Below are 24,146 nucleotides of genomic sequence, written 5' to 3' on the forward strand. Positions count from 1 at the left end.
GTTAGTCCCCAACTGTCGACACCATTTTAACATGCGGCCGTCCAGCAAGTCGTGAATAATCATTTTCGGAAGCAATCGCTTCGTAATTTGAAACTTTTCTCCTATAAACAACATGAAAAAAAATACCCCGGATCTGCTTGCAATCCGGGGTAGTACTTATTTAAACTTTTAAAGTTTAGCGGTCAGTTCAACGTCAGGATATTTATCCTGGAACCAACGTTCGGCAAAGCGATTTTCGAAAAGGAATAGGGGTGCTCCTTGGCTATCCTTCACCAACAAGTTTCGTGATGAGGACATTCGTTCGTCTAATTGATCCGGGTTAATCCACCGGGCTGTCTTTTTGCCCATTGGTTCCATAATAACCTCTGAGTTGTATTCATTTTGCATCCGGAACTGGAAGACTTCAAATTGAAGTTGTCCAACTGCGCCTAAGATATAATCACCAGTCGAGTACGAGGTATACAGTTGCACAGCCCCCTCTTGAACCAGTTGATTAATCCCCTTGTGGAAGGATTTTTGCTTCATCACATTTTTAGCCGCTACCCGCACAAAGAGTTCTGGCGTAAATTGTGGTAATTTTTCAAACTTGATCTTCGTTTTGCCCGTGTAAATGGCATCGCCAATCTGGAAATTCCCAGTATCATATAATCCAATAATGTCACCTGCAACAGCTGTTTCAACGTTTTCGCGCGTATCCGCCATAAATTCTGTCACATTAGACAATCGCATCTTTTTACCAGTCCGTTCCTGAATCACGTCCATACCACGTTCAAACTCGCCTGAACAAATTCGGACGAAAGCGATCCGGTCCCGGTGATTGGGGTTCATATTTGCCTGAATCTTAAAGACAAAACCAGAGAACTCAGGGTCGGTAGGTGCTACCGTTGCCCCATCGGGCGTTTGGTGACTAGCCGGTTGTGGCGCGTACTCCAAGTAAGTTTCCAGGAAGGTCTTCACGCCAAAGTTAGCCAAAGCCGATCCAAAGAAGACGGGGGTTTGGTCCCCACTGGCAATCTTAGCTGCATCAAATTGGTTACCCGCTTCTTCGATTAATAACATATTGTCGCGAGCTTCTTGGTACAGGCCATCTTCTTCCAACTCATTAGCAGTCGCTAGGTCGCCATCTGCGTTCAATGGTAAATACTGATGGGCGTCATCTTCTGGGCGGAATAAGGCAACCCGCTGATGATACCGGTCATACAAACCTTTAAGCTCCTTACCCATCCCAATTGGCCAATTCATGGGGTAACCTTCAATTCCCAAAACATCTTCCAATTCAGCGATCAAGTCTAAGGGCTCACGACCATCCCGATCTAATTTGTTCATAAAGGTAAAGATCGGAATGCCCCGCATCTTACAGATCTGAAACAATTTTTTAGTTTGGGGCTCAATCCCCTTGGCCGAGTCGATAACCATGACGGCCGAATCGACAGCCATTAACGTCCGATACGTATCTTCAGAGAAATCTTCGTGTCCCGGTGTATCCAAGATATTAATTCGTTTGCCCTGATAATCAAACTGCATCACAGAACTCGTAACTGAGATTCCCCGCTTTTGTTCAATTTCCATCCAATCGGACTTGGCAAAGTTCCCACTCTTACGGGCCTTTACCGTTCCTGCTTCACGAACCACACCCCCAAATAACAAGAGCTGTTCGGTAATCGTCGTTTTCCCGGCATCGGGGTGGGAGATAATGGCAAACGTTCGCCGCTTATCGACCGCTGTCGCTAAAGTCTTTTCGCTCATATTTTTTCCTCACAAATTCTATTTTCGTCTGACACCTGATCGTGACATTCTTAAATGACACAGCGCTTTAATTCTAACACGTTTAGGCGGACAATTCACGGTTGTTGCGGTTATTCTCTTGACTTCCCTCATTTCGTGGTATGATAGAAGAATGAAACTTAATTAGAAACGGGTGACAACATGTCGGCATCTACGGAGACCATCTTAATCGATCTCATTTTTGGACTAGGCGCTCTAATTGTGATTGCTGGTCTAATCGGCTTACTTTCTTCTCGTCGCCATAAACGCTCACTGCGGCCAATGATGTCCGTGATTCTTTGTGGCGTTGGCATTGCCGTGATCGCACTACTACTCAACAATCTCTTATTTAAAACCTACGCCCAACTACGGGTCAAGAAAACCCAGTATTATGAAATCACGAGTTTAACCACGAATATGCATCAATCGCTAGCTAGTAGTCGAACGCCCCATCAACCGATTAGCCCGCAGGCTAAGAAAGCGAGTCGTAACGTAACTTATTTGGTCAAACACACCAATCAGACGACTAAAACCATCCAATTGGCACAGCAGGCTCAGCATTCACTCGCTAGTCAGCATCCACAAGTAACCCTCGTTCGCCACAATTACCGGTTAATCTTAAACCGTCAATTCGCCACCCTGACCACCGATAAATCTGCGGCTAAACGAGCTAGCCACCACGCTTATCAACAAGTCATTCATTACAATTAAGGTCAAAGCCGCATCGCCTCGGGAAGACTCCCGTAGCAATGCGGCTTTTGTGTTAATTACCCTTTTCAATTTGTTGCATCACGTAGTTCACAATTTTAAGTGAACTTAACCCGTCGTCAATCGCACAGAAGCGACGATAGAAGTCCATGAATTTCTGATTACCGCTCATATCAGGCGTTTGTAATTTTTCACCCACTAATTGCAGCAATTGCTTTTCATCATGCGCAATTTCGCCAGGCAGATCTGCCTCATAATCCAAGTAAAAGCCCCGTAGTTCATCCTTATACATGTGATAATCGTATGGATAGAATAGAATTGGCCGCTTGAGATAGGCAAAGTCAAAGAAGACGGATGAATAATCCGTGATCAGCATGTCACTAATCAAGTATAGATCAGAAATATTCGGATGATTAGAGAAGTCAAAAACAACGCCCTCATAACCACTAATGTCCAAGGCATTAGAGATCAAGTAATGCATCCGTAAAACCAATACGGCATCTTGACCGTATTTCGCCCGGAAATCATCCAGCGAGAACGGTAACTCAAACGTATACTTTCCCTTTTCCGCAAACTGATTGTCCCGGTAAGTTGGCGCGTAGAGAACCACTTTTTTATCCAATGGAATTCCCATAGATTCTTTTAAAGCCACAACGTCTTCCGGCGTGCTATTGATGAGTTCATCATTCCGGGGATAGCCCACCTTTAAGATCTGATTGTTAAAACCAAAGGCTGACCGGAAAATCCGAGTAGAATAATCGTTAGGCGATACCAATGCATCCCAACGATTCGCTTCTTTCACAAAATTAGCATGATACTTAGTGGTCGTCGTTCCAGGCATTGACACGTTCTCAATATCTAGTCCCAGCTTTTTCAGCGGTGTTCCGTGCCACGTCTGAATATAGGTCACGTAATTGGGCTTACGGACCCAGGATGGGAACCGCGCATTACTAATCCAAAATGTGGCTTTCTCTAACGTCCGTACCCACTTAGCGGTCCGGCGCACGACAAACGGAATGCCATTTTCCTTACAGAAGGCTTTTTGGGACCGATCAATCGACCAGATACACGTAAAGCCCGGATACAATTGACGGAACAACTGATAAATCGCGTAGGGCGAGTCGCTTACTTGCCGACCACCAAAGCTCTCAAAGATTAGCGTTGGTTGATCATAGGGACGATGCCCACGCTTGAACAGCCGCCGCATATAGAACAGGTTGGCCTTATCCATTAGCATTGACAATAACCGGGTTACACCACCAACTTTACCAGGAACGCTAGCTAGTCGTTCCCCCATTGTCGGTGCCGCCATTTCCTGCACGCGAATGCCATTATCAAAGCGCTTCTCAATCATCACTAACCGGTGATTAGCCGTAATCGTTTGTGTAACCTGCCCTGCTAATGATTTGGCTAAGACGACTCGCTGTTCTAAGTCTTGACCGGCGACAGTCGAGCGGATGAACAGTTGCTGCGTACTATCAGCTGCCAAATCAGATAAAGGAATCGCCGCCGTAAAGAGGCCATGTAAACTCATCTGCGTAATTGGCCATTCAGCCGAACTCGCCTCATTAACATTTTTCAGCACCAACCGTTGATTTTGAATGGGTTGATGATTGATTTGACTCTGACCAATTACCTGTAATTGGTCATCTTGCAAGTTGATTGCACTAATCGTGAACTCGGATTCAGCCTGTTGTGTATGCATATTAAACAGTGCCATCCCGTTCGCATCACTATTTACTTGATAGTAACTAGTTAACGACAATTGATGCCGATCACTTAAGTACTCACTTTCAACCTGAATTAGGCCTCGTGTATTTTGCTGACGTAAGTTCAGGTAAAGTTCCCAACTGAACTCGCTTTGTCCGGCATCCGTAAACTGTAAAGCATTAGGATCCAGCCGCAAACGAACTACCTCGGCACTGACGACCTCACTGACTGGCAACGTTAACGATGCCTTGGTCTGTTTTTCCAAGAAGGTCACGGCCAGATCGTCAAATGGTTCGGGGACATCGATTAGTTCCAGTTCGAGTTCCTGTAAATTCTTTTTATGATGTAATCCAGATAAAATCGCACGCACGATGGAAAAACTCCTTAGTAGTTAAAAATCAATTGATCAGGCATCTGAGGGGCCAACGCCGCATTATTAGCCAGATCCACATACAATCGGGTTGTTGGGGTCATTAACCGCGATAACAGTGATTCGTAGAACGCATACACTTGACCAAAACGCTGATAGTTAGAATATGCGAGAACCCCGTAGTAAGTTTCCGTTGTTTTAATAATCGAGGTCTGATCGGCCACCTCGGCCGCTGCTCGATCTCGTTCACGCTTACTCATATTCGTCATCGCCGCTGCCTGCTTTGCTTCGGCAAATTGTGTTGCCAGCATTGCGGACGTTGCACTGAGGTTATAGACCTTTTCTATCGGTCGTTCGTGCCGTACAAACCGTAATACTGCCTCACCCTTTTGATTCAAGACATAGCTGGTCTGAGCAACCTCATCTACTATCTTTTCAATGCCGACAACCCGTCCGGACAGATCATAAGTGTCAATTTGTACCAACTGATCAGTCTGATACTGGCGTAAAACCATCGGGGTTTCATCATCCAACTGCCGCCGTTCAGCAACCAAATGTCCCGCGTTTAAGTACCGTTTAACTTGCTCTTGATCATCAACAAACAACCGTTCATCAAAAGCCACTAAGTCAGGCATATTTCGTTCGTCACTAGTCAATGTCAATCCCGATTCATCTTTAAATAAATCAGCTAATGTCAGCAACTCGATTTGCCTAACTTGCGGCTCAGCCTGTGCTAACCGATTTAAAAACGCACGCACTGTCCAGGTTGCTTCAAAGTCAATCAACGCTGCCAAGATAACAACCCGTTGTCCTTGTTGCAGTGCCTGTAATAATTGTTTCGTGAAGTTGGGTTTATGCATCCCATTTAAGGACGTCACTAAAAAGATTACTCGCTGCATTCGTTTGCCTCCATAGTTAACTCACTAAGAAAAAATCCCTAGTCATCGACTAAGGATTTTTACGGTTACTCTTTTTCCTTCCAGTCGTCTTCGTCTGTCAGGCCTAAGTCATGCTTAATTTTTGTCGTTGAGATGCCTTCCGTTCGTGGTAAATAAACCACTTCACAGTAATCTTTCAGGAAGTCAAACTTACCTTTCCAATCATCACCCATAACAAAGATGTCAATATCGTTCTCCTGAACATCACGAATCTTTTGATCCCACGTGGTTTCTGGAATAACGTGATCCACATACTTAATTGCTTCTAAGATATACTTCCGGTCTTCGTACGACGTATAAGCCCGCTTGCCCTTCTCCGCGTTAAACTCATCGGAAGAGACACAAACCGTTAAATCATCGCCTAAGGCCTTTGCGCGTTTTAATAAACGGATATGGCCTTTGTGAATCAGGTCAAACGTTCCGTACGTAATTACTTTTTTCATGTAGACTCTCCTACTTTATCTGGTTAATCTCCCTGGTCTTGACCACGGGGCACAAAATTCAATAACACTCTAAATAGTAGCATATTCAGCGGTCACGTCAACTTCAAACCACAAACGTTAGTCTTTTCTTGATAACTTTGGTGTCTTTTCGGCCGGTTCCGGCTCTGAATGATCTAATTGCCAGATATTGTAAAGATACTGTACCACCGTTTTAACAACCGCATATAGTGGAATGGCTAAAATCATTCCCATCAACCCAGCAATATTTCCAGCAGCCAATAAGATGATAATAATCGTCAATGGATGAATCTGTAATGACCGACCAATAATATTGGGGTAGACTAAATTACCATCTACCTGTTGAACCACAACAACCACAATCACGACGTATAAAACCATGTTGGTACTAATCGTAAAGGCCACAATTAGTGCTGGTAAAATACCAATATAGGGACCTACATAAGGTATTAAATTACACAACCCGCTGAAAACACCTAACAGCAACGCATATTTCAGGCCAAAAAGCATATATCCAATTGCCGTAAACGTCCCGACAAACAGGCACTCGACAATCTGACCACCCACATAACGGGCAATCGTTTGATTCATCCGACTAAGCAATTCCACGGTCTGATCGGCATGCTTAGCGGGCAACCAGCGCTGAACCGCTGGCATGAATCGTTCGCCATCCTTCAGCATGTAAAACAACATCACCGGAACTGTAATTGCCGTCACCGTAACGGTTGTTACTGTCCCAATAACCGCGCCAATTCCCGTTGTTAGCCCACTCATGAAGCCTTCCGCATACTTGGCAAACGCGCTTTGAATCTGATTCAAATATTTTGAAAAATCAACATTCTGTAATAAGGGATGTTTCATCAGCTTGGCCAAAACCGCTTCGCTAGATTTGGCAAAATCCGGAATGCTCCCCACCAGGGTTGAAACTTGGTTGACCAACCGAGGAATCAACCAGACACCACCGGCCACTAGGATACCAATTAACAGTAAAAAGACAATGGCAACTGCTCCCGTCCGATTAACGTGAAACTTTTTCCACCGAATCTTTTCCAGCAGCTTAACCACCGGATTCAATAGATAGAACAACACACCGGATAATAACAGTGGAATGAAGATGGTCGATAAAAAGACGCCAATTGGTGAGAATAAAAAGCTAATCTGGGTACACACCCAAATCAATGCTGCGACAATAAGTAATTCAACGGACCAAAACATTAGTCGGGAATTCGCCGCTTTTTTCATGAACAGTCCCCTTTCTTTAAAAAAAGGAGCTAGCCACGAATGGACTTGCTCCTGGTGGTACGGAAGACAACTCTTACTGATCGGTTGATCGTCGCAATAATTCCTGGTAACGCTGATACCAAAGGTCAACGTAGGCTTGGGAAAAAGGTCCCTTATGATGATTAATCCAATCGACTAGCGTTAACACATTCGCCTTTAAAATCCGATCAGTCTCCTCACCATAATGCCATCGCTGGCTAAAGTCCTCGTACTCGTCGACATCTAATAACCGCTTCTCACCATCCGGAAAAACTTTTACGTCGAGATCATAATCAATGTACTTCAACGCTTCTTTATCCAAAACGTATGGGGACGCCAAATTACAATAATAAGACACCCCGTTGTCTCGAATCATTGCCACAATGTTAAACCAATAATGCTTGTGAAAATAAACGATAGCGGGTTCACGAGTCACCCACCGCCGCCCATCATCTTCGGTGACCAATGTATGGTCATTCACGCCAATGAGGGCATTTTCGCTTGTTTTGAGTACCATGGTATCGCGCCAAGTTCGATGCAAACTTCCGTCGTGCTTGTAGCTTTTGATCGTAATGAAGTCGCCTTCCTTAGGTCCTCTAGCTTCGCGCGTCATGTCTAAACCCTACTTTCTAAAGTAACGGGTAATTATAAAAATTCACTCAACATTATACCAGATTCAGGGCTTTTTGGATAGGTTCAGACCGATTCTGGTCAATAAAAGCTAGAGAACCTTCCCGATTTACGGTAAACTTAGAATGTTAAAGAGGTGAAGACCGATGCCCCAACCTGCACTAAGTACCTTTGAACCCATGATTCCACAAGTTGCTGAGTTGTTAGCTGATGATCCCCAACTACTCGCGTTTTTTAATCATCTAACACTTGGCTATCAACGTGAATGGGCGCGTTACATCTTCGGCGCCAAAGCTGAAGCAACCAAGCAACGGCACATTGCCGACATGCGCCAAATTTTGGCAGCCGGTTATAAGTCTAAACGAGCCTATGGCAGTCGTCCGAAACCGTAAATAACCACCAAAAAGCCCAGCACCCGCAGAAAGTATTATCTGTGGATGCTGGGTTTGCTATTATAACGACATATGACTTCCTAACCGGCTACAACTCAGACTTCTATGACTTGAGTTGTCCAGCCGATAGTAAATTCCAAATTTGCATTGCGGGCGTTTGCGATAGCTGATTAGCCCGGTAGTAGTTGCTGAGTAGTACGACGCCATCTTGTCCCGTCTTGCTAACCAATGCCGTTGCTTCATAGCCATAAGCCAAGCCGTGCACTCGGATGTAGTTAGGATAAACGTACGCACCGCCCCCATACATAGACGATGAACCCGGCGTTAATAAGGTATTAACGTCACTAGCTGGATACAACTTTCCTTGCAGCATATTGCGCTCCGCAACAAACAAATCATGGACCGACATGTATACCTGTCCCGTTCCAAACTGATAGAACATTGACGCCCGTGATTCCGGATAGCGTGAATTATAAGTAGCCGCTACGTCAGCCATATCACTGTTTTGATAGCCTTGTGAGTAGGCCCTACGATGGGCCATATTGAAGACAAATCCAGTGTGATTTAAATGCCATGGCCGGATAATATTATCCGTAAAGTACTGACGATAGCTCTCACCACTTACCTGTTGGATAATTCCCGCTAATAACATAAAATTAACCGGTGAATAATCCCATTTACCAATATTTCGGGGTTGGCTGATCACATTTCTCTGAACAAATCTGAGCATGCCATTTTCGGAGTTCAGCTTATCAGGAAAGGCAACTAAGCGTAACCCGCTCTTCATATCCAGCATATCTCGTAAAGTAATTCGGCGCGCCCCTTTAATTCGGGGATAGTATTTAGCCAGCGGGTCCGTCAATGCCAACTTGTTTTCAGCAGCTAACTTCATTACCAACCCTGCGGTTAACGATTTTTGGACGGACGCTAATTGATAAACACTATTGACGCCATTAGTTTTGTGACGGGTGGCATCGGCATATCCCATGCCTTGTTCATAGATGATTTTACCCGAGCGAACTACCAGTGCCGTACCCACAAACCGATTAGCCCGCAAAATAGCATCAACCTCTCGCGTTGCCGCTGTTGCCTTTATGGTCGATTTAGGTCGCAGCTTAGCTTTCTTTTTTGGCTGTGGCTTCACAGGCTTCACCACGGTTTGACGATTAGCCGTTGTATCTGGCTTCATTTGCGCTTGGCCATTAAACCACCAAGCTAGTCCACCACCAACCCCTAAAACTAGTCCAACAACTACCAAAATCCCCAGAGTTCTCCGTTGCATAGTTTTCACCCCTACTCTTTAATTGTGGCTTTACTGCGCTGATTCCCCTAAATCAGCTAACCAACGGCTAATATCATCTAAATTAAACCCCTTACGATATAACGCCTGTTTTGTCTTATACTGACGTTCTCGCATACTTAATGTGCGATACCGATGCCACAACTTTTCTCCTTGCTTGACTAGTAAGGCCCATTGCTCATCTTCATCAGGTGTTAAGTCTAATGTTGCTAGCATCTTGGTAGCTAAATCATTATCAAAGCCCCGTGTCAACAGTCCCTGACGAATCTTTTGCTGCTGCGTCCCAAATGGTTGACGCTGGTATCGCTTAGCCAACTTAGCCGCCACTGCTGTCCCCACAGTCAGTTGCTCCTCAGTTGTATATAGCGTTAACGCTTCATCAATCGGTTGTTCTAAAACCCCTTTGTGTCGTAAGTTTTGCCGAATAACGCGCGGACCCTTATCTCCCGTATGCATCATCGTCCGAACGTAACTCGCCGCGTAGTGGGCATCATCAACGAGGGCTAACGATCGTAATCTCTGTAGCGTCGCCGCAATGGTCTCCGCGGGAATTTCCAGATCAGCCAGCTTATCTCGTACTTCTTTTTCCGTCCGTAACTGCTGTGACAGGTAATCTAACGCGCGATTATACGCTTTCGCCACATTATCAGCATCGATTAGCTGTGCAGTCAACGCTTTGTCAACTTCCATTCCCTTAGCTAAGCGAAAGTCCACCAAAACACTTTCACTCACCGGAAATGCGTAAGCGCCGTCTAAGTAAACATTATAACGGCCGCTACGTTTTTGTGCCTCAATCATGGTAATGACGGCCACTAAAGTCACCCCTTCTTAGTCAAAACGTCTTGCTTAAACGTTCTTGGCCCCATTTTAACAGGTTGGCCCTATCGATGAAAAGGGGGGTGTCCGCTTAGTTAGTCAATCATCTTTTCAGGCGCACGATCATCTACCCGCACGACCGTTGCTGGTCAGCAATCTAACGACCTGCTATAATCAATACTAAAGAATACTTTAAAAAAGGAGTGACTTTATGCCAACTGCTCATGTCGTTTTTGCAACTATTACCGGAAACAACGAAGACGTGGCCGACATCGTGACTGAAAAGCTAAGCGCCTTGGGCTGTCAAGTGACTGAGACCGAAATTTCGCAAACCGACGCGGCCGAATTTGAACAGGCTGATATTTGCGTCGTTTGTGCTTATACATACGATGAAGGGTCTTTGCCAGATGAAGGCTTAGACTTTTACGAAGATCTTCAAACACTTAAGCTTCCGGGAAAAATCTACGGTGTTGCCGGTTCCGGTGATACGTTTTATGGTGAATATTACAATACGACCGTTGATCACTTTGAAGCGGCCTTTCAACAAACTGGGGCAACTCGTGGTGCCACTAGTGTCAAGATTAACTTAGCGCCCGATCAAGCAGCTATCGATGAATTAGATCACTTTGCCGAACAACTAGTAGCAGCTGTTCAAGCCTAACCCAAAACGAGCTCAAGACATTTTTGTCTCGAGCTCGTTTTAGGTTAATCTTTATTTTTCTTCAACCGATACTTTAATAGCTTGGGGATTCCCATTGCTTCTTGCTCCTCGATTCTCCCTAGGATCATATCTTGAATTGCCGCATTTAAAACCGCACCAAACATTAAGATCAACCCTGTGAAATCAAGCCAAAACATCAACACGATAAATGTCCCAATCGTGCGGTAGCTATCCATGTTATGCACAAAATACTTCACATACAGTGAAAACGCTTGAGATAGCAATAACCAGCCGACCGTAGCAGTTAAGGCCCCCGGCCACACAAAGCGCCACTTTAATTTAGCACTCGGAACAAAATACAACAGAATCATTAGAACCAACAGAACCACCAAAAATGTGACTGGCCACTTAGCGGCATTAATATAACCGATAATTTCATGAGGCACGTGTAGGTATGGGGCCAGTTGTTCCAAAATAATCTGGCCAAAACTAAAGAACAACATCAAAACAAACAGAAACGCAATCAACGCAACCATCCAAAAGAAAGCGACGATACGGTTCACTAAAGCATTTTGATTCTTAGCCACACCGTAGGCCCCATTAACCGTTCGCTGAAAAGCTGCTACTGCTCGGGACGACGACCATAAGGCCACAATCACCCCAATTGAAAGTACCCCGCCACTTCGAGTATTCAAGAATGAATGAATAATTGGTTTTAACATCGAGAAGATACTTTCGGGGACCATTGGTTCAATACTCTCTAAAACAGTTTCCGTTTGGATATTAAGGTAAGGTAGCAGACTAGCAATAACCAATAACGCCGGAAATAAGGATAATAACGTGTAGTAGGCCAATACGACAGCCGAATCTGACACGTTGGCCATTTGATAGTGTTTGCTAATGGTTTGAATCACGTGTTTAATCTGACTCGCGCGCTTGCGCCATTGAATGCTCACCGTGTCTAATCCCCCTTAAAATGTGCCGTACTCTTCGGCAAATTTGAGTGTGCCCACCATTTTATCTAAAGTCTTACGACTAAACCGAACCCGCTTGGCCTGACGGAACGTTTCAATAAAAGTTGCCAGATCCTGATAGTTAGCCACTGCCGTGCAGTTATAAGCATCGCGCGGATTGAGCTTGGTTTTATTACCAATTACCAACGAATTACTGTGTTCATACCGGTCATAGTAATTGTAATAAACCAGTGGTTTAACGAAATCAATGATCCGATCGTTCTTATTTTCCAATTGCTTATGCATGGTGATTTCACTATTAATATACCGCACCAACAATTTCGATGAGAGTTCTGCTTGCGTTGCCGGATTACTAATCCCGGTGTGTAACGTAATCGAACGTTGTCCACGTCCCTCCTGCTCCAAGCTCATGGTGTATCCTTGCGTTAAGGATTCATTTTCCTCTGACAAATTGGGCAAAAAGAACCGATCTAACCGATTAGTCAACGCGCTCGCGGGTGTTTTTTCGTGAATCGATAAATTAACCGCTGAAAAATCATCCAAGCTCGACGAAAACAATTCTTCAGCAAGATCATGGAAAATCATTCCCCGCCAATACTTACTTTCGACGTTAATGACCCCAAACGACGTGACCAGTAAATTATCAATCTGCATCACACGCCAAGAATCTCCATCGTTCATTTCTTGGGTCACAGGATTTTTAACCTTATTGGCAAAGTGCACATTACGCAAGATTTTATAATCAAACCGCTCATGATTCTTTTCCGCGGCCAAGTGGATGTCTCGCATGATTTCCGACAACTGTTCCGTTGTTTTAATCTCTGCCCGATCATAAGCTGTTTCAGCCATTCTTCTGACCTCCATCAAACGTCGCCTGAATCGCCGCTAAAATCCGTTCTGAGGCCCGGCCATCCCCATAAGGGTTCTTGGCTTGGGCCATCCGTTGATAGGCGTTCTCGTCAGTTAATAGGCTTTCCATGGCAGTCGTTACGCGTAACGGATCTGTGCCAACTAACTTTAACGTGCCATTTGTAACCCCTTCTGGCCGCTCCGTCGTATCGCGTAGCACTAAGACGGGTTTATTCAACGACGGCGCCTCCTCTTGGACACCACCGGAGTCTGTCATGATGAAGTAACTACGCGCCGCTAAGTTATGAAAATCAACCACGTCCAACGGATCAATCAGGTGAATCCGCGCCATACCATCCAATTCTTCATGGGCCACTGCTTGCACGGCCGGACTTAGATGTACCGGATAGATGACTTCAACATCATCATGGGCCTCAACAACTTGACGCACAGCTTTGAAGACCGCGTGCATGGGAGCACCCTGATTTTCTCGTCGGTGCATCGTTAATAAGATTAAGCGGTGACCCGCTTGAACTTGGTCCAACACGTGATGATGATACTGCTCACTCACGGTTTGTTTTAACGCATCAATTGCCGTATTTCCCGTCACATAGATTTGATTGGCTGGGTGCGCTTGCTTTAATAAATTGTCTCGTGACAACGTCGTTGGCGCAAAGTAAAGGTCACTTAAAATATCCGTCAATTGTCGATTCATTTCCTCTGGGTAAGGCGAGTACTTATTCCACGTGCGCAGTCCTGCTTCAACGTGTCCTAACTTCGTTTGGTGATAAAAGGCACTGACACTGGCTGCAAAGGTTGTAGTCGTATCACCATGAACGAGTACGATATCCGGCTGGGCATCATCTAAGACTTCATCAAGCTGGGTCAAGACCCGCGTTGTAATGCCACTCAACGTTTGCTTAGGCCGCATAATGTTTAGATCATAATCTGGTTGAATATGGAAAATATTTAAAACCTGATCCAACATTTCCCGATGTTGGGCCGTAACCACCGTAATGGGGGTGAATTCATTCGGCCGTTGTTGCATGGCTAAAATAATAGGTGCCATTTTAATCGCTTCTGGACGGGTCCCAAAGACCGTCATGACTTTTATGGGTTTCATTCAAATCTTCCTCCAACGTCACGTTAGTTAGGTCAATTATAGCAGAAGCCCGGCCGTCTTGTTATCAATTCCCATTTTTCTTCAATAACCCATTATCAGCCATTAAACTGATGTCAGACTTTAAGCGAATTGTAATGGTAAGCCTCCCAAATTTGAGGTAAGATGGTATCGTTGTGTGAAAGGAATGTCTTATGATGAAAAAAATCAGTTTGGTCGTTCCTTGCTATAACGAGGAGGAGTCCATACCTTTATTTTACCAAACCGTTAGCAAGGTGATCACGTCCATGAACACCCCCACTCCGACGGTTGAGCCGGAGTATATCTTCGTCGATGATGGGTCTTCCGACCACACCTTAGACGAGATGAAGCAATTACACCAACGTTATCCTGAAACGGTCCATTATCGGTCGTTTTCGCGAAACTTTGGTAAAGAATCGGCCCTCGCTGCGGGATTACAAGCCACGACTGGGGATCTGGTGGCAGTGATGGATGTCGATTTACAAGATCCACCCGAGTTACTACCAAAAATGTTCGCACTCGTCGAAAATGATGGCTACGATTGTGTTGGTACGGTTCAAAAAGAACGCCGCGGTCAAAGCAAATTACGTGCGTTTTTATCATCGAGCTTTTACCGGGTTATCAATTGGCTATCCGATGTGCATATTGAACCCAACGCCCGTGATTATCGCTTAATGACACGACAATATGTTGATACTGTTTTGTCACTACCAGAATTCAACCGATTTTCTAAGGGTATCTTTAGTTGGGTGGGCTTCAAGACCACTTACTTGGCTTATGAAAGTCAACCACGGGCGGCCGGGACGACCCATTGGAATTTACGACAACTGTTTGCCTATTCTATTGAGGGAATCATTGACTTTTCCGATGCGCCGCTGCGATTAGCCACTTGGGTTGGGAGCCTTTCATTTCTGCTATCAATTGTTGGCCTAATTTTCGTCATTGTCCGTGCATTGACCGTCGGTGGTGCCGTTGCTGGCTGGCCATCTCTAGTCGTCATTATGCTCCTGGTTGGTGGTATTCAGTTGTTTTGCTTGGGAATTCTTGGTCAATATATCAGTAAAATCTACTTAGAAACTAAGCATCGTCCTAAATACATTATTCGAGAAGAACAATAATCATTCGACACCGGCCAGAAGTGGTCGGTGTTTTTTTGCCATACAAAAAAGGCTCATGTCCGAAGACACAAGCCACAATTATTATTTAATTGATAATAACATTCATCAAGAGCACCATGAGTAACCCAACTACAGAAATCACGGTTTCCAAGGCTGTCCACACTTGGAAAGTTTGCTTAACGCTTAAATCAAAGTATTCTGAGAACATCCAGAAACCAGCATCGTTAACGTGAGACGCCGCTAAGGACCCGGCACCGATAGCCAGAGCGATCATAACTGGATCAGCTCCCATTGAATGCATGAGTGGTAAGACTAAACCAGAAGCCGTCATCCCAGAAACCGTTGCAGATCCCAAAGAAATCCGTAAGATAACCGTAATTAACCAGGCTAAGACGATTGGTGAGAACTTGGAGTGCATCATTAATTCCTGCACAGCCTTACCAACACCACCATCGATCAGGACTTGCTTGAAGGCTGAACCTCCAGCAATAACCATCAAAAGCATAGCCGTAGACTTAACAGATTCTTCCAGTGTGGCACTGATTTGCTTCATGCTCCGTTGACGATGATACCCCATAGACCAGATGGCAAAGAGTAACGCAATCACCATGGCCACCACAGGGTTGCCTAACATCGAAACAACCGCATTTAGCCCTTGCGGATTTGTCGGCGTTTTCCCACCTTCAACCGTCAGTTCATAGATGGTTGCTAGGATCATGAAGATCACGGGGAATAATGACGTTAAGATCGATAAGCCAAATCCAGGAGTTTCTTCAAGCTTGAACTGCTTGATTTCACCAAAGGCTGGCAAAGACTTCTTAACAACAAACAGGTCTGGATTGAATTTGCGAACCACTCGCGTCCAGATTGGACCAGCCACAATCACACAAGGAATCGCTACAATAATCCCAACAATCAGCATTTCACCAATGTTAGCACCTAAGGCCGTTGCCACAGCAGTTGGTGATGGTTGTGGCGGTAAAAATCCTTGCGTTGCAGATAGGGCTGCCGCCATAGAGATCCCGAGATACAGGAATGGCACGTCGGCTTCCAATGCAACCGCAAACACGATTGGCGTCACTAAGACCAGGCCCACTTCAAACAGTAGGGAAATCCCAATCAGAAATGAGGCAATCACAACAGCGACTTGTAATCGCTTTTTACCAAAGACGTTAATCAATGTCCGGGCAATTCGGTAAGCCCCACCAGCATCGGACACTAACCGCCCAATCATGGCTCCGAATCCAAAGACAATGACCAACTCGCCCATTGAACTGCCGATCCCATTCTTAATTGCATCCGCAATGTTAGCAGGGTTCATACCCAAGCCTAAGGCGACTAGGATTGACGTCACAATGAGGGAAACAAACGTATTTAACTTTACTCGAATGATTAAGAAGAGTAACAGTAAAATACCTAATAATAGAACTACGAACTGCATTTTTTTCTCTCTTTTCCTATGCTCGATTCTGATGGATTAACCTACCGCAGCTAATTCGACCACTTCGCATAAGAACTATTGTATGAAAAATATTTTCAAGTTTCAAGGGGCAAATTGAATGTTATTTTCAAATCAGTGTCGTTAATCGGCGTGAAACCGCTATCTCACAATCATTACAGAGATTGGAGAATATTTTGCCATATAGGCCGCCTGGCTCCCAAAATATTTCCGTACACCAGATTTGGACAACGAACCAACCACTAATAAATCCGGTTTGACCTCAGGAATAATCTTTTTTACGATTGTTTCCCCCGGATCGCCTTCGCCAATGATCACTTTCACGCGTTGAATGCCAAAACGTTCGGCCAGTTGCTGATAGCTCTGCAAGTGTTGTTGCAAATCACTCCGTTGACCATGGACGTAATCTTTACTTAAAGCTTGGTAGATATTCATGTTGTCGGACTCCAAAACGGAACAAATCACCAGTTCTGCCTGATCCGTTTTGGCCCGATTCATCGCATACCGGAAAGCTAATTGCGCATCAGGTGAATCATCAACCCCGACCAAAATTCGCTTAACCTGTTTCGGATTCATTGATTTCATATTATCCATCCAAAACGCCTCCTCACTCATTTGTTACTCTCATTATAAATGATATTTAGCCATTAGGGGTAACCATCCATCTTAACTAGTTGCGCCGATGGAATAAGCCGATCACAAATGTGACGTAATAAAACAGCGCGGCAACTATCCCGATTCCCACAAAAATATCTTGCATAACCCCAACTAAGCCACTGGTATGTAACGCATTGAAATACCAAAAGTAACCTGCCAGCACGGTCCAAAATACACCCCGTAATAATCGTTTTGTTTGCATCCTTCTTTGAAACCCCTTTCAAATGTCGTTTTTAAAAAAGTCATCACGTTCATCGTGATGACCACTTAACTGTCCCCACCCGGGCTCGAACCGGGATCATTCGCTTAGGAGGCGAGTGCCCTATCCAGTTGTGCTATGGGGACATGATGACCCGTCATCAATTCTGACACGGATCATTTTAATTGTAAAGCGTTACTTCTGCGTATCACGATCCCGCCACTTTTTACGCATCCCTTTATTTTTGGAATGTCGATTTTTATGCTTCTTCTTTTTCGTTGGCGTTGGTACAGGAGCGGCGTTGCCCCCCGTCCGTGACTGCCGCTGCTGTGGCTTGGCTACTGGCGTTTCTATTGGCGCTTGCGCCGTTGTCCGATTGGCCACCGGCGTTGCTACAGACGTTGTTTTTGCGGCCACCGGTCGTTCCGTACTCAAGGCGCGACCATTAAAATACAACGGCACTAGCTCATAATCGGTTTCTTTCAATAATTTTTTCAAATCCCGTAGATCGTGATCGTCACCTAAACTGATCACTTGCCCTGGTTCACCCATTCGTCCGGTTCGCCCGACACGATGAACATACTCGTTCACCTGCGTTGGTAAATCATAATTGATAACCGCTGGCAATTTAGGAATATCCAACCCCCGAGCTGCCACATCTGTTGTTAGCAACAAGCGAATCCGTCCTTGGCGAAAATCCTGGAGCGCCTTCTCACGTTGAACCTGCCGCAAATCACTCGTCAGACTAGCTGCTGAGACGTGTTCATGGTAGAACTTCGTCGCGGTATGCCGCAAAGTGCTAGCTTGTTTGAAGAAGACCAATGCCCGAAAGTTAGGTAATGCCAACAATCGTTTCAGCATTTGATCACGCTTACCCATGCCCACTTGCAGCAAGCCATGACGGACAACGCCCTGCGTTTGGTCCTGCTCCCGAACGTCAATTCGTTCGACGGTTTGCCCAAACCATTGGTCAAGTTCGTGCAAAATCGGCGTATCCGTTGCCGAGAAGAAGCCTAATTGGACATCTGCTGGCGCGGCCTGCGCAATCGAACGCACCGTATCCAACGTTTCACCGGTTAACAAGTCATCAGCCTCATCCACGATCAATAAGGATACCAAGTGTAGTTTAAGCTTGCGATCTGTCACCAAGTTCAAAACACGACCTGGCGTCCCCACGATGACTTCCGGCCGTTTTTTCAGGCGTTCCGTTTGTCGTTTGACATTGGCCCCACCAGTTAAGGCCAAGACTTGTAGATCCAATAATTTCGCCCAGTCTCGCATCACACGGCTCGTCTGAATCGCCAATTCCTGTGATGGTTCAAGCACAATCAATTGTGTCCCATCGCCTGGCAGTAAATTAGCCAAGGCTGGTAACGTAAAGGCCACCGTCTTACCAGAACCCGTGGGGGCTAAGCCCAAGACATTGTGGTCACTGACTAACGGCTCGTATACGGCCGTTTGAATGGCTGTAGGTTCCCGGTAGCCCAGTGTTTTAAAATGGGTCTCAAATTGTTTTAACATTAAAAATCCTTCCTAATCGTTATCATCAGCTGGAAAGCGTAAATTAGCACTTACACGCAATTGATAAAGCACCCGGTTGGCCGTTAAGCTCCATGCCATCCATCGGTGGTAATCGGCTTGATTTTGCGCATCATCAGGTGCAGTCAATACGCGCGCAAAGTCAACAACTTCTGGTAACATTGGATTAGCCAAATCCGGCTGACTTAAATTTTGTACGGTCCCCGTCTCGTCGTACTGTTCTACATGAGTTAATTCTCCGGCACTATCCAATGCGATCGTTTCCTTTAGGCCGTAAATTTCGGAAATCGCATAGGAGTTACTGGTTTTTCCAAAGGAAACGGAAACGTCAAAATCTCCATATCGTAAGACTGCTAAGCCCTTCCCATCGGCTCCAGTAGCAATTAATGTCGGATAATAAGCCACATCTACCGGCTCACCAAACAGTGCAATTGCCAGGTAAATCGGATAAACGCCTAAGTCCTGCAATGCACCGCCAGAAAACTCTGGTGTAAAGACATTCGGTGTCCCACCGGCTAAAACATCATCATACCGTGAAGAATACTTCATGTAAGTCAAAGCCGCACCTTGAACCGTTGTCAAACCAGCAAGTGCCTTTTCAATCGCATGAAAGTTCGGCGTGTGTACGTGACGCGCGGCCTCAAAAAATTTGACTTGCGGGTGTTGAGCTAAAGCCGCCTGTACCGCGATCATTTCTTGTCGGTTACTAAAAGCCGGCTTCTCAACAATTACCGAAATATCGTGGGCGATTGCTTGCATAGCTTGTTCAAAGTGAACACTGTTTGGCGATGCTAGATAGACGACATCCAAATCAGCTTGTTGCAACATGTCGCGATAGTCTGTGTAACTAGCTTGTGCGTGATTTTTAGCGGCGAATGCCGTTGCCGTATCTTCATGCCGAGAATAAACAGCGGCTAGTTCATAACGTTTACTCAACGCTAACGCCTCAACCAATTGCTGTGTAATCCAATTCGTCCCAACTGTTCCGATGCGAATCATACAAATCCCTCCAGTATTTATGACTATTCCTATTTTAACAGTCACCGCGGCTAGGCGATAGCATTAGAATTAAATTTCCCAAAATCAAGGGGAATTGTTGGAGCATTCTCCCCCAAAAATGTTATATTTAAGGAGTACTTAAATGCAAGGGAGGGATTACCGGTGAAAGGGCGCGAAATCGCATTATTTGGTGTTTCACTGGTGGCCGGACTAACAGGTGGCTTCTCATTACGTAAAAAGAAACAAGAGCAGCCTAGCGAATCGCCATTGTTTTACGTGGGATCATGGCAATTTGTTGACCCCCACAACCAACGACGACACCGGTTAGAAATTAGTCCTAATCTTGACGTGCAAATCGATGACCACCAGTTGCAAGTCCGTGTACAAGATCTCAACGAACAGCACCTGACTTTTCAGGATAAATTTGGCTATCATCTAACGGTTCACGCCAATGAACAGCAACCAATTTCGTTTTTTGATGAAGCCGATGACTGTACTTATCAAATCAAGCCCCTTAATGATTGAATCATCACGGTCAACTAAAGGGAACCTAATTAAAAGAGCTGACCGATGATCTAATCGTTGGTCAGCTCTCTTTTAGTGAATAAAATTTTGCCAAGTGCGTCGATCACCATTAAAGACCGCCCGTTCAACGACATGACTTTGCGCGTTTTGTGTCATTGTTCCATTCGCATCATACTCGATAAACTTCACTTGTGCCCCTTGGCCCGTTAACCGGCCGTCAGCCACCCAGTAGTGCAATGCTGGTAAAACGGGATGGACAAACTGATCCAGCACCTGATGCGTCGCCAAGATGATGACCCCTTGCGAATAGTGCTGAGTTAATTTTTGGACGAGCATTTTAAGCTTCTGCCCTTGCGTGGCCATCTGGTGATTATCGTTATTGTATTTGCCGTAATAAGCAACGGCGACCATAATGGGCAGAGTTCCTGAGTCTTCCTTCACAGTCGCTCGAAAATGGCGATACTGTTGTTCAGCCGAACTGGTAAAACTAAAGGTGTGCACGACCCCCACGGCAATGTCTGCTCCTTGAGACCGCGAAAAGTTATCGCCATAGGCATCATCCGTGTAAGTGGCACCTGACGTAGCCTGCAAGTAAACAAACTTTTCACGATTGGCTAACTGCTGAAAGTCCAAGTACCCACTGTCTTGGTTAATCATCACACCCTGAATAGGATAATTCGAGAGCTGCCGCCGTTGATAAGCTTGCCACTGCCACCAGCCTAGGCCACCGACAATTACACAGATCAGAAATAGACCCACGACCCACCAAAAGTGACGTCGTTGTCGCTGATAGGTATTGTCATAGATTGGTTGATAATCCCGTCGTTTCGCCATTCCGCCCCAGTTCTCCTTTTAGCCCAATAAAGTTGTTACTTATTATACCATGGCTTTAAGAATCATGACGGGTCTGTTCAATCACATCGTGGACCTTAGTCATCACGTTCCCGGTTCGTGAAGAAACGCGCAAAACAGTCATCATAAAAAGCGTGTCCAAGATCGCCAATTGTGAAATCAGGGAATACATCCCCTCTGAACGATAATTAACTTCGTCCGTCAACGATAAAAAGGTTACATCGGCAGCCTGTGCCAACGGTGAACCACTGTAGCTCGTTATTGCAATAATTGAAACGTCGTTGCGTTGCAGTTCCTCCACCACTTGTAGGGTCTCCGAGTTACGTCCCGAATGGGAAATCACCACCGCACAGTCCTGATCGCTTAACCGCGCTGCCTGCATTAATTGAATATCAAAATCGGGATAGTAAGTCACCGATAAAGCAGTGCGTAAAAACTTATGATAGCCATCAAGGGCTGCAATTGAAGAGCCCCCCAGCCCGAAGAAGGTCACCTTCTCCGCATTAATGAGCTTCAAAACTGCACGAGCTAAGTCCTTCTCGCTCAATGCCTCATTTGTTGCCTCTAACGAGCTAATGGTGTAATGGAAAGTTTTATTGGCAATGGTTGCCAATGAATCACCCTCAGCTAGCTCTGGGAAAGAACTTTGGTGCTCGCCACCATCTTCAATTGCTAAGTGCGCCAACGCCATAGTGAATTCCCGATAATTGGCATAATCCATTCGTTTCACAAAGCGTGAAATGGTCGCCGTTGATACCCCGGTTGCACTAGCTAGTTCCTTAATTGTCATCTCGCTGACGACTGCGGGCGTGTTTAAGGCCATCTGGGCAACCTTTTTTTCCGTTCGTGACAGTTGGTCATATGTTCCCCGAATCTTTCCAATTGTTGAGCGGGTCACATGCCCCACCTCTCTTTCCAATAAATGAAGCGTACAAACACATTTTTGTAAACATTTTACAACAAAAGCCTTGAAAAGTGAAACTTTTTTACATATAATAGCGATGTTGTCAAAATCGCGCGTTTTTAAAGCGCTTCATTCATTATGTTGAATTCACCCGTTCGATCACCAACGATCGAGCGGGTTTACAAACTCTAGCGACACGAAAGGAAGAGCACTATGGACTACATGATTGGGGTCGATATTGGAACCACCAGTGTCAAGACTGTCTTATATGACACCGATGGCAAGATGCAGGGGTATTCAAATAACCTATACCCCCTCTACCAAGATGAACCAGATATGGCCGAAGAAGATCCAGAAGAAATTTTCTCCGCGATCATTGATGGATTAACCACTGTTTTACGCAAGGCAGACTTGAAGAATGGCACCCTTCACGGTGTTTCATTCTCCGCAGCCATGCACAGCTTAATCTTGTTAGACGAAGATCACCAACCCCTAACGCGAGCAATTACTTGGGCCGATAATCGTGCCGTTAAGTATGCCGATGAACTCCGGGAAAATGGTGTGGGTAAGCAACTTTACGAAAAGACGGGAACGCCAATTCACCCAATGACACCACTCAGCAAGCTAATTTGGTTGCGCAATGACCAACCCGACCTGTTCAAACAAGCTCGTTGGTTCGTCGGCATCAAAGAATACGTTATTTATAAATTATTCGGCGTTTTACAGGAAGATTATTCCATTGCTAACGCCACCGGTTTATTTAACATCTTCAACATGGATTGGGACGACCAAGCCCTTGAAGTTGCCGGAATTACCCGTGACCAACTGCCTAAGCTGGTTGACACGACTGATCAAATTACCGGTATGAAGGCTGATTACGCTGGCGTGATTGGCATGGACCCACAAACACCATTTATCATGGGCGCATCTGATGGTCCATTGGCTAACCTGGGCGTCAACGCGATCAAGCCAGGTGTGGTTGCGGTTACCATTGGAACATCTGGTGCCGTTCGGGTTGTCACCGATAAGCCTAAGATTGATCCTAAGGGTCGGGTCTTCTGTTACTACCTGTCCAAAGATCATTGGGTTGTCGGCGGTCCCGTTAACAACGGGGGGATCGTCTTCCGTTGGGTTCGTGACCAACTCTTTGCCCCAGAAAAGATCACCGCTGAACAGATGCAAGTGGATTCTTACGACCTCTTGACTGAAATCGCTGCTAAGGTTCCAGCCGGTTCCGATGGTTTAATCTTCCACCCATTCTTAGGTGGTGAACGGGCCCCTATCTGGGATGCTAACGCTCGGGGGTCTTTCTTCGGCTTAACGCGGACCCATTCACGAGCTCACATGGTCCGCGCAGCTCTAGAAGGTATCGTCTACAACCTCTACACCGTTATGTTGGCGTTGGAAGAAGTTGTTGGCAAACCTTCCAGTATTCAAGCAACTGGTGGCTTTGCGCGTTCAGAACTTTGGCGTCAAATGCTCGCTGATATTTTCGAACAAGATGTCACCATTCCAGAAAGTCCTGAAGGAACTGCCTTGGGTGCCGCTACTTTAGGGATGTACGCTTTAGGGATGATTGATGACTTGTCTGCCGTCAAGAACTTTATCGGGGTTGCTAACGTGCACCATCCAAATCCAGAAACTTATGACGCTTACCGGGCACTTGTCCCAATTTATATTCGTCTAAGTCGTCAATTACAATCAGAATATAAGAACATCGCCGAATACCAACGGACGCACGTTCACCATATTAACAAGTAAAACGACTTCGTTTGGTTGTTTCAGAAAACTAAACGAATAAATTAAACTTTTTTGAAACAAATTGTGTACAAACCAAAAACTTTCAAGTACAATATGTGTACTTCTTATTGGAGAGCCAACGTTCTCACGTTGGCTTTTCAAAATTCATCATATGAAAGG

At 45.4% G+C, this 24,146-nt stretch carries 24 protein-coding genes and 1 tRNA gene; 6 read left to right on the top strand and 19 right to left on the bottom strand.

All coding sequences use genetic code 11. The annotated features are described in order from the left end of the window. Nucleotides 1-168: 168 nt before the first annotated feature. The gene (locus FC61_RS03370; RefSeq protein WP_011668265.1) at nt 169-1,746 is read right to left on the bottom strand and encodes a peptide chain release factor 3; all 1,578 of its coding nucleotides are present in this window, start codon (nt 1,744-1,746) and stop codon (nt 169-171) included. A gap of 180 nt (nt 1,747-1,926) precedes the next feature. On the opposite strand from FC61_RS03370, the gene FC61_RS03375 reads away from it, so the two are divergent. Beyond that, nucleotides 1,927-2,475: a hypothetical protein gene (locus FC61_RS03375; protein ID WP_021742765.1), complete on the top strand. Its 549-nt coding sequence runs from the start codon at nt 1,927-1,929 to the stop codon at nt 2,473-2,475. Between the two features lie 52 nt (nt 2,476-2,527). On the opposite strand, the gene FC61_RS03380 is transcribed toward FC61_RS03375, so the two are convergent. From FC61_RS03380 to ntdP, 5 genes are all read right to left on the bottom strand, one after another. Then, on the bottom strand, nt 2,528-4,552 hold the full coding sequence (locus FC61_RS03380) for a CDP-glycerol glycerophosphotransferase family protein (RefSeq protein WP_021742764.1): 2,025 nt from the start codon (nt 4,550-4,552) through the stop codon (nt 2,528-2,530). 14 nt (nt 4,553-4,566) lie between these two features. After that, nucleotides 4,567-5,451, bottom strand: coding sequence for a hypothetical protein (locus tag FC61_RS03385; protein WP_021742763.1), 885 nt, complete (start codon nt 5,449-5,451; stop codon nt 4,567-4,569). A 65-nt stretch (nt 5,452-5,516) separates the two neighbouring features. Then, nucleotides 5,517-5,933: a glycerol-3-phosphate cytidylyltransferase gene (gene tagD / locus FC61_RS03390; RefSeq protein WP_011668269.1), complete on the bottom strand. Its 417-nt coding sequence runs from the start codon at nt 5,931-5,933 to the stop codon at nt 5,517-5,519. Nucleotides 5,934-6,050: 117 nt separating this feature from the next. After that, a complete protein-coding gene (locus FC61_RS03395) occupies nt 6,051-7,193 on the bottom strand; it encodes an AI-2E family transporter (RefSeq protein ID WP_011668270.1) in 1,143 nt (380 codons plus the stop codon). 73 nt (nt 7,194-7,266) lie between these two features. Then, on the bottom strand, nt 7,267-7,824 hold the full coding sequence (gene ntdP / locus FC61_RS03400) for a nucleoside tri-diphosphate phosphatase (RefSeq protein WP_011668271.1): 558 nt from the start codon (nt 7,822-7,824) through the stop codon (nt 7,267-7,269). Nucleotides 7,825-7,987: 163 nt separating this feature from the next. Here ntdP and FC61_RS03405 point away from each other — a divergent pair, with 163 nt between their 5' ends. Then, nucleotides 7,988-8,233 (top strand): YdeI/OmpD-associated family protein, encoded by a 246-nt coding sequence (locus FC61_RS03405; protein ID WP_011668272.1) that lies wholly within the window; start codon nt 7,988-7,990, stop codon nt 8,231-8,233. Between the two features lie 103 nt (nt 8,234-8,336). Here the strand turns inward: FC61_RS03405 and FC61_RS03410 are convergent, their stop codons facing one another. Then, a complete protein-coding gene (locus tag FC61_RS03410; protein WP_021742762.1) occupies nt 8,337-9,515 on the bottom strand; it encodes a serine hydrolase domain-containing protein in 1,179 nt (392 codons plus the stop codon). 30 nt (nt 9,516-9,545) lie between these two features. After that, on the bottom strand, nt 9,546-10,331 hold the full coding sequence (gene recX / locus FC61_RS03415; RefSeq protein WP_021742761.1) for a recombination regulator RecX: 786 nt from the start codon (nt 10,329-10,331) through the stop codon (nt 9,546-9,548). 229 nt (nt 10,332-10,560) lie between these two features. Here recX and FC61_RS03420 point away from each other — a divergent pair, with 229 nt between their 5' ends. After that, nucleotides 10,561-11,010: a flavodoxin gene (locus tag FC61_RS03420; RefSeq protein WP_011668275.1), complete on the top strand. Its 450-nt coding sequence runs from the start codon at nt 10,561-10,563 to the stop codon at nt 11,008-11,010. 44 nt (nt 11,011-11,054) lie between these two features. Here FC61_RS03420 and FC61_RS03425 read toward each other — a convergent pair whose 3' ends face one another. Genes FC61_RS03425 through wecB form a run of 3 tightly spaced genes read right to left on the bottom strand, consistent with a single transcriptional unit; the run spans nt 11,055 to nt 13,956 of the window. After that, on the bottom strand, nt 11,055-11,966 hold the full coding sequence (locus tag FC61_RS03425) for a YihY/virulence factor BrkB family protein (RefSeq protein ID WP_011668276.1): 912 nt from the start codon (nt 11,964-11,966) through the stop codon (nt 11,055-11,057). Between the two features lie 15 nt (nt 11,967-11,981). Next, complete coding sequence (locus tag FC61_RS03430; RefSeq protein ID WP_021742760.1) at nt 11,982-12,833, bottom strand: nuclease-related domain-containing protein; 852 nt, start codon at nt 12,831-12,833, stop codon at nt 11,982-11,984. Beyond that, on the bottom strand, nt 12,826-13,956 hold the full coding sequence (gene wecB / locus FC61_RS03435) for a non-hydrolyzing UDP-N-acetylglucosamine 2-epimerase (RefSeq protein WP_011668278.1): 1,131 nt from the start codon (nt 13,954-13,956) through the stop codon (nt 12,826-12,828). The genes FC61_RS03430 and wecB overlap by 8 nt, the downstream gene beginning before the upstream one ends. 194 nt (nt 13,957-14,150) lie before the next feature. On the opposite strand from wecB, the gene FC61_RS03440 reads away from it, so the two are divergent. Further along, nucleotides 14,151-15,092, top strand: a complete 942-nt coding sequence (locus FC61_RS03440) for a glycosyltransferase family 2 protein (protein WP_035465038.1) — start codon at nt 14,151-14,153, stop codon at nt 15,090-15,092. An 85-nt stretch (nt 15,093-15,177) separates the two neighbouring features. On the opposite strand, the gene FC61_RS03445 is transcribed toward FC61_RS03440, so the two are convergent. From FC61_RS03445 to FC61_RS03470, 6 genes are all read right to left on the bottom strand, one after another. After that, nucleotides 15,178-16,533, bottom strand: a complete 1,356-nt coding sequence (locus FC61_RS03445; RefSeq protein ID WP_011668280.1) for a gluconate:H+ symporter — start codon at nt 16,531-16,533, stop codon at nt 15,178-15,180. Between the two features lie 159 nt (nt 16,534-16,692). After that, on the bottom strand, nt 16,693-17,136 hold the full coding sequence (locus FC61_RS03450; RefSeq protein ID WP_024526622.1) for a universal stress protein: 444 nt from the start codon (nt 17,134-17,136) through the stop codon (nt 16,693-16,695). A gap of 85 nt (nt 17,137-17,221) precedes the next feature. Next, nucleotides 17,222-17,410: a hypothetical protein gene (locus FC61_RS03455; RefSeq protein WP_021742758.1), complete on the bottom strand. Its 189-nt coding sequence runs from the start codon at nt 17,408-17,410 to the stop codon at nt 17,222-17,224. A gap of 70 nt (nt 17,411-17,480) precedes the next feature. Continuing rightward, nucleotides 17,481-17,553: transfer RNA gene (locus tag FC61_RS03460), tRNA-Arg, on the bottom strand. 49 nt (nt 17,554-17,602) lie between these two features. Then, nucleotides 17,603-18,928 carry a DEAD/DEAH box helicase gene (locus FC61_RS03465; protein WP_021742757.1) on the bottom strand — a complete coding sequence of 442 codons (1,326 nt, stop codon included), beginning with the start codon at nt 18,926-18,928 and terminating at the stop codon, nt 17,603-17,605. A 12-nt stretch (nt 18,929-18,940) separates the two neighbouring features. Next, a complete protein-coding gene (locus FC61_RS03470; RefSeq protein ID WP_021742756.1) occupies nt 18,941-19,945 on the bottom strand; it encodes a Gfo/Idh/MocA family protein in 1,005 nt (334 codons plus the stop codon). 162 nt (nt 19,946-20,107) lie between these two features. On the opposite strand from FC61_RS03470, the gene FC61_RS03475 reads away from it, so the two are divergent. After that, on the top strand, nt 20,108-20,470 hold the full coding sequence (locus FC61_RS03475) for a DUF4828 domain-containing protein (RefSeq protein ID WP_011668285.1): 363 nt from the start codon (nt 20,108-20,110) through the stop codon (nt 20,468-20,470). Nucleotides 20,471-20,542: 72 nt separating this feature from the next. Here the strand turns inward: FC61_RS03475 and FC61_RS03480 are convergent, their stop codons facing one another. Beyond that, on the bottom strand, nt 20,543-21,304 hold the full coding sequence (locus FC61_RS03480) for a GH25 family lysozyme (protein ID WP_021742755.1): 762 nt from the start codon (nt 21,302-21,304) through the stop codon (nt 20,543-20,545). Nucleotides 21,305-21,359: 55 nt separating this feature from the next. Further along, the gene (locus FC61_RS03485; RefSeq protein WP_011668287.1) at nt 21,360-22,220 is read right to left on the bottom strand and encodes a MurR/RpiR family transcriptional regulator; all 861 of its coding nucleotides are present in this window, start codon (nt 22,218-22,220) and stop codon (nt 21,360-21,362) included. Between the two features lie 219 nt (nt 22,221-22,439). Here FC61_RS03485 and gntK point away from each other — a divergent pair, with 219 nt between their 5' ends. Beyond that, the gene (gene gntK, locus FC61_RS03490) at nt 22,440-23,987 is read left to right on the top strand and encodes a gluconokinase (RefSeq protein WP_021742754.1); all 1,548 of its coding nucleotides are present in this window, start codon (nt 22,440-22,442) and stop codon (nt 23,985-23,987) included. Nucleotides 23,988-24,146: the final 159 nt, after the last annotated feature.

This window comes from Levilactobacillus brevis ATCC 14869 = DSM 20054 (assembly GCF_001433855.1).
Lineage (GTDB): Bacteria > Bacillota > Bacilli > Lactobacillales > Lactobacillaceae > Levilactobacillus > Levilactobacillus brevis.